Genomic DNA, 13,573 nt, shown 5'->3' on the forward strand with positions numbered 1-13,573 from the left:
TGATAGGCACCGGGATAGACGACCAGCTTAACAGGTGCGCCCATGTCGGCTCGCCTCTTCATCCAAAGTTCGCAGTCCTTCGCAGGCAACCAGTCGTCGAGTTCGCCGATCAGGATTAATGTGGGAACGATGAGTTCCCCGGAAGCAACGCCGCACCCCGGAAAATAGGCCACCGCGGCCTTGAACTTCAGATCCCGAGGAGCGTCGAATGTTTCCACGTGGTGGGTCGACGCTAATTCCAGCGCAACCGTTGCACCCATCGATCCTCCAAGGACAGCGATACGTTGAGGATCGACAAAAGGAAGTTTGGAAAGATAGGATAGAGCGCCTAAGGCATCACCTTGGCGGGCAAGCATCAGGGCAGGCATCGGTTTGGTGCAGGCGTCCTTGATGCCACGGGTCGCAAAGCTATCGACTGCAAGTGACACATACCCCAAACCGGTCACGGATTGAGCGATGGACTTTCGGTCATCTTTCGAAAGTCCATCGCATCCATGGAGAGACACAATGGCTGCGAATGGGCCGTCGCCCTCTGGTTTTGCGAGGTAGCCCTCGATCGTATCCGCCGCCTTCGGGGCTTCGCCACGCTCGCGCGCCAAGCGCTGTTGGAGCTGGCCAAGGCGGACTGGAGCACTGTCGAACCTGACCAGCTCTTGTGCCATCGTGACGGCGTTCGTGCAAACGCACGTAACCAATACTGCTAAACCAAGACATGCTCCGGCTCGTGTGCCCATTTTACCTCGCCCCCTCTTCGTAACAGGGCTAATGTAGCAGGTTATGTCAGTCCATCCACAGCGTAAGTTCAGGACTGCAGACATGCGTCGCTTGAGCCATTGTTAAGCTTGGTACCGCGAAGTCCGTTTTTGGCCCTTAGCGGACGAGCGGGTAAACTGACCCAGCGTCCGCTTGTGAGTGCAGACCGGATGTCTTGAAGGGTGTGCGGTGGGCCAAAGTTTGACTCGTCGGGCAAAACACTGGCAGAATGCCATCATCGAAAGAGTTTGGTTCAGCCCGCACGGAGCAATCCGCCGCGGGCTTTTTGTTTCCGAAGACGCAATTGCGTATCTGGAAGGGATTTGGAAATGGCCAGGTTGAAGAGGGAGATGCAGTTTTATCAGCCAGTCGCTGAGGAACCCAATAGTGAACGTTTCAGGGCTCCAACGCTCGTGGCCGTTCAGGACTTGGCGAGGAGTAGGACCGAGAGCGCAATCAACGTGCTTTCCGCAATCATGTTGAGAGAGACCGCGAATGCGTTTGCGCGGGTGGCCGCCGCAAACGCCATTCTCGACCGGGGTTGGGGCAGGCCGGTGCAGCCGTTGGCTACCGATCATGGCCCAATGGAATTGCTGCATCGGATCGAGCGAGTGATCGTGCACCCGGATAATCCATCGCCGGCCGTCAATCACATTGAGAGATCCGATCTCTCGCAGGTCTCACAATCGGTCTCATCGCAAGAAGGGGAATTGCGATGAGTGTTAGAGCGCGAGCAACCGTCGCTGTGTCTGCGACCACATCGCCGGCAGACCAGAGCCTCAGTCGACCGGCTGGCCTCAATGGATGCGCGAGGCACTTGCATATGAACCTGAGACGAAGAAGGCGCAGACGGTCACCAGAGTTGGCGAGCCAACTCGTGTCGATCTCGCCAACATTCGAATTCTAAGCCGCGCCGCTGACGTCCATCCTTCAGCCACGCCGACGCCGTTTGACTCGTCGGGCAAAACACTGGCAGAGTGGCATCATCGAGATGAGTTTGCTTCAGCCCGCGCGGCATAATCCGCGGCGGGCTTTTTCATGTCGAACTCAGATCGTGCATAACAAGGTTTGACTCGTCGGGCAAAACACCGGCAGAATGACATCATCGAGACGAGTTTGGTTCACCCGCGCGGGACGCAATTCCGCCGCGGGTTTTTTCGTCTCGATTTTCGGAATCGGACGGCGGCCACGCATTATGGCAACGCACTCACAGATAGACTTCATGGAGCGCCGAATGGCGCGCCGCCGTCCGAACCAGCTTATTGGCCGAGCACGCGCGAACGTGCCGGCCCGCGGCGCGAGTCCCTCGCTCCGCCGCCGCGGTCCCCGGACACGGGGATAGGGTTCGCGCCCGAAACGATCACGCCTCGTCGCGCGATCTGCCGCACACTTGCTTTCATGGAGAGACGATGACGGCGTACCTGATATCGCTCGCGACTGCGGGCTTGATCGCGATTGCCTTGTGGGAGACTTTTGCTTGAGTGACGATCTCGAATGCGATCATGAGAGCGTTCCGGTCCGCCGGCCTGTCGCCAGGAAAGCGTCAAAGGCGCGAACGCTGACCGAAATCCGATCGCTCGCGCGTAGCCACACCAAGACAGCCGTCAGCGTTCTCGTCGGGATCATGCGCAGCGACGATTCAACACCGGCCGCTCGCGTCTCGGCCGCCAATGCGATCCTCGATCGCGGCTGGGGCAAGGCGGCGCAGCCGTTGGAGAACGGCGAGGACGGAGTCCTGCAACTGATCCACCGGATCGAGCGGATCATCGTGCATCCCGAACATTTTGATGGCGAGGACGCCGGCGCCATCGCTTGAGGAGAGGCGCTCGCGATGTCCATCCTGAAAATTCCGACGGCCAAGATCTTCGCGCCGTTGCTCAAGCCTGCGCGCTACAAGGGCGTCTACGGTGGCCGCGGCTCGGGCAAGCTCTTGGTCTGGGACAAGGTCCTTGGCTTTGGCTCCACGGATGCCCTGGCGGGATTTGCTGCGACCACGGCCAATCTCGTGATCTCCTTCTATTTCGCCAAACGCGGCTTTGAGAACGTTGCAAGGATCATCAAGCGGTGAAGATTCAGGACGACGAGATCCGGGCGATCGTCGCCGAGACGCTGGCCGAGCAGCACAGGCTCCAGCAGGAGAGTATCGATACCATCGTATTGAAGGCGGTGGCATCGGTGCTGGCATCCTTTGGCATTGAGGATGAAGACCGGAAAGATGGCGCAGCATTGTTTCAGATACGACGGACAATCCGGTGTCGGGCAATAATTTCATCAAGGCCGGCTATCGGCTCTATGAACCCGATGTGCCCTGGGCCTGGTCGAACACGCTCTATTGGAGAAAGTGGCTGTGACGGGCGCATAATTGTCCGGTTTCCCGGGACGCGGAACGCCACTTCTGCAGTGAATAGTTTGCTCGATCGGATTGGCCCGGCGGCTTGATAGCTGCCGGGCCCTTTTTGCGTTTTGAGAGAGAGTTGGATCAGGTACTTGCGCAGCTGGCGTCGCCGGGCTTTAAGTTTGCGATGCAGGAAATTCGGCGACTACAAGCCGATGTAAGGGAGCGCCAATGATGTCCACGAAGCCTCAATTGCCGGAACGTCCGTCGCGGGCGATGGGAGGGCCAACCGCACTTGAAGGTCTGTTGGTGGTCGATTTCACGCGCGTGGTAGCGGGACCAGCCTGCACACAGACGCTCGCCGATTTCGGTGCGCGCGTCATCAAGATCGAAAATCCAGATGGTGGCGACGACACGCGCGCCTATGAGCATGCCGAGATCGGTGGTGAAAGCGCAGCCTATCTCAGCCTGAACCGCAACAAGCTCGGCATCGCGCTCGACCTTGCCATACCGGAAGCGCGCGAGATCGCGCTGGATCTGATCCGCAAGGCGGATGTCGTCGTCGAGAATTTTTCGAGCGGGGTCATGAAGAAGTTCGGCCTCAACTATGAGGCGGTCGCGCCGCTTAATCCGCGGCTGGTCTATTGCTCAATCTCGGCCTATGGACGCACCGGGCCTTTCGCCTCGCGTCCCGGTTTCGATCCCATCACGCAGGCGGAAAGCGGCTTCATGTCGCTCAACGGGTTCGCTGACGGCCCGGCCGTTCGTACCGGGCCGCCCATCGTTGACATGGCGACGGGGATGTCGGCCTGTAATGCCATCCTGTTGGCGCTTCTGGCGCGGGATCGGCTTGGTCGCGGGCAGCATGCTGAAGTCGCCCTGTTCGATGTGGCCATGGGCATGACTGGTTTTTACGGCATGGCCTATTTAATCAATGGTGAGAATCCCGGCCGGTTCGGTAACTCGCCGAGTGGCTCTCCCACCGTCGGCGTCTACGAGGCATCCGACGGGCCGTTCTACATGGCTTGCGCCAATGACCGGTTGTACCGGCGGCTGGTGGTCGAGGTGTTGAATCGCCCCGATCTCATCACCGATCTCCGGTTCGCGACACGGAAGGCGCGGTCGGAGAACAAAGAGCTCCTGCGGACGGCTATCGCGGAGGTTTTCGCAAGCGACAGCCTCGAGAACTGGATGGCGAAGATGAAGCTGGCCAATATCCCGGTCGGCTATCTCCGCACCGTTGAGGAGGGATTCAACGCGCCCGAGGCGCGGGAGCGTCACCGCCTGAGCCAGATTCCGCACCCCACGGCGGGATGGGTCCCCAACATCGAGCCTCCTATCAACATGAGTTTGACGGCGGCGGTCGATCCTGTAGCTGCGCCCCTGCTGGGCGAGCATACGGAGCATGTTTTGCGTGATACTCTTGGCTACGATGATCGTCGTATCGTGGACTTCGCTCAAAAGGGCGTCTTTGGATCGAGCAAGCCATCTTGAAGCAGAACGGTGAGCTACCACTTCGCTTGAGCTGACTAACCGAGCAATGCGGCCATCATTTGCCAACAGGATTGACGATGAACATACAGCTCTATGGCTTCTGGCGGTCACTTGCCTCGTTTCGCGTGCGTGTGGCCCTCAAGCTAAAGGGACTACCATTCGAGGAAATTCCGGTCGACGTCCTGTCCGGAGAGCAGTTCAACCCGGTCTATGACGCGGTCAACACCGAGCGTGTCGTTCCGACGCTGGTGCATGGCGAACACCGGGTGTTTCAGTCACTGGCGATCATCGAGTATCTCGATGATCTCATGCCGGAGCCGAGGCTGCTGCCGTCGGACCCTGGCGACCGTGCCTATGCTCGATCTCTGGCCTTGGTGACGATCGCGGATGCGCATCCGCTGGTGACTCCGCGTGTCCGCAATCATCTCGTGAAGATGTTCGGTGCAGACGCCAATGCGATCGAGAGTTGGGCGAAGCATTGGACAATCGAAGGACTAGCAACCTACGAGAGACTGTTGGAGCGGCGGCCAGCGGAGCCGTTTACACTCGGTAAGCAGGTGGGGGTCGCGGATATCTGCATTGCCGGCCAAGTCGTCGGAGCTCACTTTTTGAAGCTCGACGTGGCGTCATATCCGGCCGTGGCGCGACTTGCGGGGCACTGCTTTGCAATGCCGGCCTTCGCGACGTCGCACCCCTTCGAACAGCCCGGTTACAGGGCGACTGCACCTCGTTAACGTTGCGCCAGCTTGATTTGGCGAGGTTCCCGCCGCATAACTGTGTGAAAGCGAGGGACACGAATGGCGCCTGGTCGAGAGCCGAGCACGGGTCAGTCGGCGGGGACGGACTCCGGCGATCGCGCCTATGCGTCAATGATCGCGAGGGCCCGGTCGCTCCTGCCGCAATTGCGGGAGCGGGCAGCCCGGACCGAAGAGTTGCGGCACCTGCCGCCGGAGACCGAGCGGGACCTGCACGACACCGGCCTGTTCCGCATGCTCCAGCCGAAGCGCATCGGCGGCGCCGAGCTCGATTACGTCGCCCTGATCGATTGCGCCGACCTGCTCGGACAGGCGGACGCATCCGTGGCCTGGAATCTCGCCAATCTGGCAAGTCATCACTGGATGCTCGGCATGTTCGAGCAGAGAGCACAGGATCTGGTTTGGGGCGGGGACCCGGACGTGCTGATCGCGTCATCGTTCATCTTCCCCGCCGGCCGCGCCAGGAAGGTCGAGGGCGGATACCGGCTACACGGAAGCTGGCCATTCTCATCGGGGGTCGCCTCCTGCGAGTGGAATATGCTCGCAAGCGTCGTTTCTTCTGACGATGAGGCTGACGGCATCGAGTATCGTATCTTTCTGCTGCCTAAGGCCGACTACAAGATTCTCGACACCTGGAACGTCACCGGGCTACGCGGCACCGGGTCGTCGGACGTGGAAGTCAGGGACGCTTTCGTGGCCGACCATATGACGGTCGCCGTGGGTGATCTCGCCGGCGGTTCCGCGCCGGGAAGCAACGTCAATCCCAACCCGCTGTATGCTCTGCCTGTGTTCTCGTTGTTTCCCTATGTATTGTCCGGCGTCGCGCTCGGCAATGCGCAGGCATGCCTGGACGACTATGCGGAGGTCGCGCGTCATCGCATATCGACCTACAACCGCGCCAAGCTGAGCGACTTTCAAAGCACTCAAATCAAGATCGCGGAGACCTCGGCCAAGATCGATGCTGCGCGTTTGATTATGCGCTCCGCCTGCATCGATGCCATGGAGGACGCGCGACGTCATCATGTGCCGGACATGACGGCCAAGACGAGATATCGGCGCGACGGGGCTTTTTCGGTGAATCTGTGCACCGATGCGGTCTCGATGTTGTTCGCGGCGAGCGGGGCGCGCGGCTTGTTCACGACGGGCGTGTTGCAGCGACAGTTCCGCGATGCGCACGCGATCAACTCGCACCTTGCATTTAATTTTGATGCGGCCGGAACCAATTATGGACGCGTGGCACTTGGCCTGCCGTCCGAGAATCTCACCTTGTGAGGCCGGCCGATGAATGATCCGCCAAAGCAGCCGGCCGTCCCTGATCCAGCCAACGAATTCGCGAGCGACAGCTCGCCGATCGACCCCCGCGACTTTCGCAATGCGCTCGGTACCTATGCAACGGGCGTGACCATCATTACGGCCGCAGGTCCGGACGGAAAGCCTTACGGTTTAACCTGTAACTCGTTTGCTTCGGTCTCCCTGAATCCGCCATTGGTTCTTTGGAGTCTTGTTGCCTATTCCTCAAGCTTGACCGCATTTCAGAACGCCAGCCATTTTACAGTCAATGTACTTGGAGCTTCGCAACAGTCGCTTGCGAACAAATTCGCCAAATCATCCGATGACAAATTCACCGGGGTCGATTGGACGCCAGGGCTCGGGAACGCTCCGGTGCTTGCCGATAGCGTCGCCAACTTTCAGTGCCGCTCCGTTAATCGCTATTATGGCGGTGACCACGTGATCTTTCTCGGCGCGGTCGAGGCCTATACTTACAACGCGAAAGAGCCACTGCTCTTTGCGCGCGGCGCGTTTGGCCGATTCCTTCCCGACGATGAGGGCAAGAAGTCGCCGTAAGTGGGGAGTTGCGGCCTACCGCTCTTCCGCGGAGAGCTTGTAGATCTCCAGCGCATCGGCATCCGCGCCACGCGCAGTCTTGGCCAGCCTGAAGAGTTGTCCCGCAAGCGTGGCCATCGGTACAGGAGTCGAGGTCGCCTGGGCTACATCGGCAATCGTGTCGAGGTCCTTGAGCATCGTGGCGATGTGGCCGAGCGGCGGGGAGTGAATGCCCTGGACCATGCGCGGTACGAAGAGCTGGAGTGGAATGGAATCTGCAAAGCCGCCGGCGAGCGCCTCGGGCAAGCGGTTGGCATCAATTCCGGCGTTTACGGCAAGGCGTGTTGCTTCCGCGAGGACAGCCATCGCGCATCCGACAATCACTTGGTTGCAGAGTTTTGTTGTCTGGCCGGCGCCGATCGCACCCATGTGGGTGAACCTGCGTGCCATGGCCAATATGTAGGGCCGCACCCTCTCGATGGCAGTGGCTTCTCCGCCGGCCATGATGGCAAGCGTGCCTTCTTCGGCGCCCTTGGTGCCGCCGGATACCGGCGCATCGATCCAGCCCGCACCGTTTGCGGCTTTCAGCCGAGTGGCGAGATTGCGCGCGGCATCGGGGTGAATCGACGAGAAGTCGACGACGAGCTTGCCTGCGCCGGAAGCGCCTGAAATGCCTTCGTGCCCGAAGATCACCTCCTCCACGGCATCTGCATCCGTCACACACATGAAGACGATGTCCGAATTGGCCAAGGCGTCGCGGGGCGTGGCTGCACGCTTGGCGCCGGCCTCGACGAGCGGAGCTACCTTGCCTTCCGAACGGTTCCAGACGGTCACCTGATAGCCTGCCTTGAGCAGGCGCCGGGTCATCGGCGTCCCCATCAGTCCGAGGCCGAGATAGCCGAGCCTCTCGACGCCTTGCGGGTTTGCCTTGCTCGCATCAGCCATAGGTTGCTTCCTTCTGTCGCGGCGCAACTGCTCGCAACCGCTGCCGCACCATACATAACGCGCGCCGCAGCGAAACCGGGCCGGCATGCATGGCTTGCCTGATTGTTTGAACCATGAAACATTTAGACCGGTCGGGTTGGGTGGCGTCGGTCGGCGCCGGAGCAACGGAGTGGGCGCGATGCGGACGGTTTCGAGGTGGATGCTGGCAATAGGAGCTGTGGCGGCCATGATTGCGGGCGCAAGCCCCTCACGAGCGCAGCAGACGATCCGCGTCGGCTGGACGATCCCGGCCGAGGAATCCAAATACTGGATGATGCGCAGGCCGGCCGAATTTCCCGGTATCGGCAAGACCTATAATATCGAATGGACCCAATTCCAGGGCACCGCGCCGATGACGCAGGCGCTCGCAGCCGGTGCGCTCGACTGCGCTACGCAGGCGCCGCTGTCGCTCGCCAACGGCGTGGTTGGCGGCAATCTCAAGGCCTACATCGTGGCGCAGCATGTCTTCGAGAAGCCCGGCGGGTTCTCGGTCTACTGGGCGGTCATGGACGATTCCCCGATCAAGACGATTGCCGACCTCAAGGGCAAGACGGTCGGCATTTCCGTCATCGGCGGCGGGACGCAAGGGCCGTTCAATCTGCTCTTGAAGCAGAACGGCATCGATCCGGCCAAGGATATCAAGCTGGTCGAGGTCGGCTTTGCCGTCTCGGAAGATGCGTTGCGGCAGGGTCGGGTCGATGCGGTCAACATGAACCAGCCGTTTGCAGCGCGGGCGGAAGCCAAGGGAGGCACCCGCAAACTATTCTCGCTGTCGCAGGCTATGCCGAACATCGTGCACATCCTGGAAGCGTGCCGCGCCGATTTCGTCGACAAGAACCCTGACCTGGTCAAGGCCTATGTCCGCGACATCACCTCAGGCATGAAGAAGGCGCTGGCGAACCGCGAAGAGACGCTGAAGGTGGTGTCCGAAGTGCTGAAGGCGCCCGTTCCGGTGCTCGAGACCTATCTGCTCAAGGACAATGATTTCGGCCGTGATCCGGGTGCGGCGCCGAACTTCCCGGCGATCCAGAAGATGCTGGATATCTATGCTGAGACGGGAATGCTTCCGAAGCTGGATGTCGCCCAGTTCAAGCATCCGACCATCGTTGCGCCACTACAGTAGGCGATCGACCGCTTGTTGAATTAACGAGGTCGCAATGTCCCGCCATGTGCGGGACATTGCATGAAGATGATGCACATATGAAGAAGCTGCGATCACGGATAACGACCGACGGTCTCGACCGGGCCCCGCATCGCGCATTCATGCGCGCGATGGGCCTGGACGACGAGGCAATCGCCAAACCGATGGTAGGCGTCGTCAGCATGAAGGGCGAGCAGACGCCCTGCAACATGACCCATGACTTCCAGGTCGCTGCAGCCAAGACCGGGATCGAGGAAGCCGGCGGCACGCCGCGCGAATTCTCGACCATCTCGGTCTCCGACGGCATCAGCATGAACCACGAGGGGATGAAGTTCTCCCTGTTTTCACGGGAGCTGATCGCCGACTCGATCGAAGCGGTCGTTCATGGCCTCGCCTATGATGCGCTGATCGGATACGGCGGATGTGACAAGACGCTTCCAGGCGTGATGATGGGAATGGTTCGTTGCAACGTGCCGTCCATCTTCATCTATGGCGGCAGTTCGCTGCCGGGCCGCGTGGACGGGCGGACCCTGACGGTACTCGACTCCTACGAAGCTGTCGGCAGCTTCATGACCGGTGAGATCGACGGCGCCACGCTCGAGCGGATCGAACGTGCCTGCCTGCCGACCATCGGCGCCTGTGCCGGCCAGTTCACCGCGAACACGATGGGGATGGTGTCCGAGGCGATGGGGTTGACCATTCCCAATGTCTCGATGGTGCCCGGTGTGTATGCCGAACGCGCGCAGATTTCCCGACGAGCCGGGCGGCTGGTGATGGAAATGCTGGAACGCGGCGGGCCGCTGCCGCGCGACATCGTGACGCGGAAATCGTTAGAGAACGGCGCCGCGATCGTTGCTGCGACGGGCGGTTCGACCAACGCCGCCCTGCATCTGCCGGCCATCGCAAACGAAGCCGGCATAACATTTACGATTGACGATGTCGGGGAGGTTTTTGCCCGGACGCCGCTGATCGGAAATCTGCGGCCCGGCGGCAAATACACAGCGAAGGACGTCTACGATATCGGCGGTGCCGCCGTCGTGATCCGCGAGCTGATTCAAAGCGGACACATTGATGGTAGCTGCCTGACCATCACGGGCCGCACACTTGCAGAAGAATATGGCGCTGCCAACGCGCCTGATGGTGAGGTCGTCTACGCGGCCCGCGCGCCGATCATGCCCGATGGCGGCGTGGCCGTGTTGAAGGGAAATCTCTGTCCGGACGGCGCGGTGATCAAGGTTGCAGGTTTGAAGAACCAGTTCTTCGAAGGCGTGGCGCGGGTGTTCGAAGACGAGGAGGCTTGTGTCGCAGCAGTGCGCGACCGCAGCTACAAGGCAGGCGAGGTGCTGGTGATCCGCAACGAAGGGCCGGTCGGCGGGCCCGGCATGCGCGAGATGCTCGGCGTCACTGCGTTGATCTACGGGCAAGGCATGGGCGAGAAGGTAGCCCTGATCACCGATGGACGGTTCTCCGGTGCGACCCGCGGCATGTGCATCGGCTATGTATCTCCGGAAGCCTTTGTTGGCGGCCCGCTGGCGCTTGTTCGCGACGGCGACAGGATCCGGATTGATGCGGCCGGCCGCCGCATGGATCTGCTGGTCGACGAGCAGGAACTCGCAGCGCGCCGGCGCGATTGGAAGCCTAGAGCGCCACGTCACCGTGCAGGTGCGCTTGCGAAATATGCTCGACTGGTCGGGCAGGCGCCGGGTGGAGCAGTTACGCATGAAGGCCCGGCAGAATGGCCCTGGTTCGATTGACGCGCGCATCCCTGCGAAAACGATCACTCGCTTGGCAAGTTTCTTGCTAAGCTCGTGCTGCTGATGGAGGACATTCAGCGGGTCGGTTGCGAGATATTCGCGCACGGGTGAAGCGAGAGACGGGATGAAGGTAGTGCCTTCGAGATCGAGCGAATGGGTGAGACCGGTGACGTCACAAAGGCCGGCTTCTGCGATCATCGAAATCGACCGCGTCTCGCAGGTTTTTCAAACCTCGGCGCGCAAGGATCATTTGGCGTTGTCGGACATCTCGCTGACGATCGAAGAGGGGGCGTTCGTCTCCATCCTCGGCCCATCCGGCTGCGGCAAGTCGACATTGCTTTACATCGTCGGTGGGTTTGTTAGCCCAACCAGCGGCGCGGCGAAGATGAAAGGGAAAACCATTTCCGGGCCCGGGCCTGATCGCGGGCCTGTGTTCCAGGAATTCGCGCTGTTTCCCTGGAAGACAGTACTGGGCAATGTGATGTATGGGCCACGGCAACAGGGAGTGCAGGCCGCCGAGGCGGAAGGGCAGAGCCGCGCTCTGATCGAAATGGTCGGGCTCAAGGGCTACGAGAACTTCTATCCCAAGGAACTGTCGGGCGGCATGAAGCAGCGCGTCGCGTTGGCTCGAACGCTTGCGTACCATCCCGAAGTCTTGTTGATGGACGAGCCGTTCGGTGCGCTCGATGCTCACACCCGGACACGCTTGCAGAATGACCTCCTGAACATCTGGGAACGTGACCGCAAGACGGTGTTATTCGTCACCCATTCGGTCGATGAAGCTGTCTTCCTGTCCGACAAGGTCGTGATGATGTCGAAATCTCCAGGCCGCATTCGGCAGGTCATTGACATCGATCTGCCGCGGCCGCGTCGTCGCAACGAGCTGTTGCTCGACCCACGCTACCAGAAATACGTCGTCGACATCGAGCGTATGTTCGACGAGGTCGACGAGACCGGATCTCCGTTATGATATCGCCAGCGGCCGTGGCCAAGCGTGCTGCCCCGGTGTTCGCCTGCATCGGGCTGCTCGCGGTATGGCAGATTGCGTCGCTTGTGCTGAGGAACGACAGCTTTCCAACCGCGATCGAGGCCATCCGCGCGATCCCGGACATCCTTGGCGACAAGGAGGCCTTGATCAATATTCTGGCCTCACTGCGCCGCATGGCGATGGGATTCGGCGTGGCGGTGCTTGTTTCGATTCCCTTGGGCTTGTTGATGGGGCGCAGCCGCGCGGTCGCGGCTTTGTTCAATCCGCTCCTGATGGTGATCTACCCTGTTCCCAAGGCAGCGCTGATGCCGATCATCATGCTGTGGCTGGGGGTCGGCGACATCACGAAGACGCTGGTGATCTTCCTCGGTGTCAGTCTCCCGGTGATCTATCACAGCTTTGAGGGCGCCAAGGCCGTCGAAGAGAAGATGCTCTGGTCTGGCGCGGCGATGGGACTCTCCGCCATGCAACGCCTGGTCCGGATTGTATTGCCGGCGGCGCTACCGGAAATCTTGACCGGCTGCCGCACGGGGCTGGTGCTGGCGCTGATCACGATGATTACGAGCGAGATGATCGCCCGTCAGTCCGGCGCCGGGAATATCCTGTTCAACGCACTCGATATGGGGCAGTACGACACCGTGTATGCGATGATCATCATCGTGGGGGCGATGGGTATTTGCCTTGATGCGATGTTTGAGCGGGTTCGCGCAAGGCTTGTTCGTTGGTCCGAGCCCCAGTTTGACTTGCCGCTGAGCTTCTCATGACATCGCGCCTTGTTCCAATGAATGTCGTTCTCGGGCTCGCACCCATCGCGCTGGTGATCGCGGTGTGGCAAGGTCTTGTGTCATCCGGTCTTGCACCCGCGTCCTTGCTGCCGCCACCAGGAATCGTCTTCGGCCGGTTGCTCCAGCAACTCGTGACGTGGACGTACCAGCAGGAGATCGCGTCAACCCTGTTCCGGCTGTTCGCCGGCTTTGCGATTGCGGTGGTGCTCGGCGTGGGTATCGGCATTGCCGCCGCGGCCAATCCCGCGATCAATGCTGTGGTTCGGCCGATCGTGCGTGTGCTGGCGCCATTGCCCAAGGTCGCGCTTTATCCGGCGTTATTATTGCTGCTCGGTTTCGGTCATGGATCGAAGATCACCTTGGTGGCTGCCGATGCTCTGTTTCCAATTCTACTGTCCACCTATTATGGCGCGTCGAGCGTCGAGCAGAAGCTGATCTGGTCGGCCATGGCGGCGGGAACGCCGCGGTATGAAATTCTATTCAAGGTCGTGTTGCCGGCGGCGATGCCGTCGATCCTGACCGGTTGCAGGATCGGCCTTGTCATTTCCTGCATCGTGGTGTTTCTGGCAGAGATGATCACGTCGACGGACGGGCTGGGCCATGTCCTCGTTACCGCGGCCCGAACCTTTCAGGCTGTCGACATGTTCGTACCGCTGATTACGATCTCGCTGCTCGGTTTGATCCTGAACGGCCTGTTGGGGGCTTTGCGATCATACCTTTTGCGGGGCTTTCCCGAAGCGTGATCTGACCGAACAAGAAA

General features: G+C 60.6%; 14 protein-coding genes and 1 pseudogene. 13 read left to right on the top strand and 2 right to left on the bottom strand.

Annotated elements, in window-relative coordinates; genetic code table 11:
• A partial coding sequence (locus UP06_RS05760) for a dienelactone hydrolase family protein (RefSeq protein ID WP_050031557.1) occupies positions 1-662 on the bottom strand: 662 nt, incomplete at its 3' end.
• 420 nt (positions 663-1,082) lie between these two features.
• On the opposite strand from UP06_RS05760, the gene UP06_RS05765 reads away from it, so the two are divergent.
• From UP06_RS05765 to UP06_RS05795, 8 genes and pseudogenes are all read left to right on the top strand, one after another.
• The gene (locus UP06_RS05765; RefSeq protein ID WP_050031558.1) at positions 1,083-1,472 is read left to right on the top strand and encodes a hypothetical protein; all 390 of its coding nucleotides are present in this window, start codon (positions 1,083-1,085) and stop codon (positions 1,470-1,472) included.
• Positions 1,473-2,230: 758 nt separating this feature from the next.
• Complete coding sequence (locus UP06_RS05770) at positions 2,231-2,569, top strand: hypothetical protein (protein WP_045001304.1); 339 nt, start codon at positions 2,231-2,233, stop codon at positions 2,567-2,569.
• Positions 2,570-2,584: 15 nt separating this feature from the next.
• Positions 2,585-2,821: a hypothetical protein gene (locus tag UP06_RS05775; RefSeq protein ID WP_045001305.1), complete on the top strand. Its 237-nt coding sequence runs from the start codon at positions 2,585-2,587 to the stop codon at positions 2,819-2,821.
• A 148-nt stretch (positions 2,822-2,969) separates the two neighbouring features.
• A pseudogene (locus UP06_RS39645) lies at positions 2,970-3,104 on the top strand (GNAT family N-acetyltransferase); the annotation flags it as partial.
• A gap of 218 nt (positions 3,105-3,322) precedes the next feature.
• On the top strand, positions 3,323-4,582 hold the full coding sequence (locus tag UP06_RS05780; protein ID WP_045001536.1) for a CaiB/BaiF CoA transferase family protein: 1,260 nt from the start codon (positions 3,323-3,325) through the stop codon (positions 4,580-4,582).
• A gap of 77 nt (positions 4,583-4,659) precedes the next feature.
• Positions 4,660-5,316, top strand: coding sequence for a maleylacetoacetate isomerase (gene maiA / locus UP06_RS05785; RefSeq protein ID WP_050031559.1), 657 nt, complete (start codon positions 4,660-4,662; stop codon positions 5,314-5,316).
• A 63-nt stretch (positions 5,317-5,379) separates the two neighbouring features.
• Entirely contained in the window at positions 5,380-6,609 is a 1,230-nt protein-coding gene (locus UP06_RS05790; protein ID WP_045001306.1) for an acyl-CoA dehydrogenase family protein, read from the top strand.
• 9 nt (positions 6,610-6,618) lie between these two features.
• On the top strand, positions 6,619-7,182 hold the full coding sequence (locus tag UP06_RS05795; RefSeq protein WP_045001307.1) for a flavin reductase family protein: 564 nt from the start codon (positions 6,619-6,621) through the stop codon (positions 7,180-7,182).
• Positions 7,183-7,197: 15 nt separating this feature from the next.
• On the opposite strand, the gene UP06_RS05800 is transcribed toward UP06_RS05795, so the two are convergent.
• Positions 7,198-8,106 carry an NAD(P)-dependent oxidoreductase gene (locus UP06_RS05800; RefSeq protein ID WP_045001308.1) on the bottom strand — a complete coding sequence of 303 codons (909 nt, stop codon included), beginning with the start codon at positions 8,104-8,106 and terminating at the stop codon, positions 7,198-7,200.
• Between the two features lie 178 nt (positions 8,107-8,284).
• Here UP06_RS05800 and UP06_RS05805 point away from each other — a divergent pair, with 178 nt between their 5' ends.
• From UP06_RS05805 to UP06_RS05825, 5 genes are all read left to right on the top strand, one after another.
• Positions 8,285-9,268, top strand: coding sequence for an ABC transporter substrate-binding protein (locus tag UP06_RS05805; protein WP_045001540.1), 984 nt, complete (start codon positions 8,285-8,287; stop codon positions 9,266-9,268).
• A gap of 77 nt (positions 9,269-9,345) precedes the next feature.
• Positions 9,346-11,040 carry a dihydroxy-acid dehydratase gene (gene ilvD / locus UP06_RS05810; protein ID WP_045001309.1) on the top strand — a complete coding sequence of 565 codons (1,695 nt, stop codon included), beginning with the start codon at positions 9,346-9,348 and terminating at the stop codon, positions 11,038-11,040.
• A 124-nt stretch (positions 11,041-11,164) separates the two neighbouring features.
• Positions 11,165-12,010 carry an ABC transporter ATP-binding protein gene (locus UP06_RS05815; RefSeq protein WP_045001310.1) on the top strand — a complete coding sequence of 282 codons (846 nt, stop codon included), beginning with the start codon at positions 11,165-11,167 and terminating at the stop codon, positions 12,008-12,010.
• A complete protein-coding gene (locus UP06_RS05820; RefSeq protein ID WP_045001311.1) occupies positions 12,007-12,792 on the top strand; it encodes an ABC transporter permease in 786 nt (261 codons plus the stop codon). Before UP06_RS05815 ends, UP06_RS05820 begins: the two co-directional genes overlap by 4 nt.
• Entirely contained in the window at positions 12,789-13,556 is a 768-nt protein-coding gene (locus UP06_RS05825; protein WP_045001312.1) for an ABC transporter permease, read from the top strand. Before UP06_RS05820 ends, UP06_RS05825 begins: the two co-directional genes overlap by 4 nt.
• Positions 13,557-13,573: the final 17 nt, after the last annotated feature.

The sequence above is a fragment of the Bradyrhizobium sp. LTSP857 genome, assembly GCF_000938285.1.
Lineage (GTDB): Bacteria > Pseudomonadota > Alphaproteobacteria > Rhizobiales > Xanthobacteraceae > Bradyrhizobium.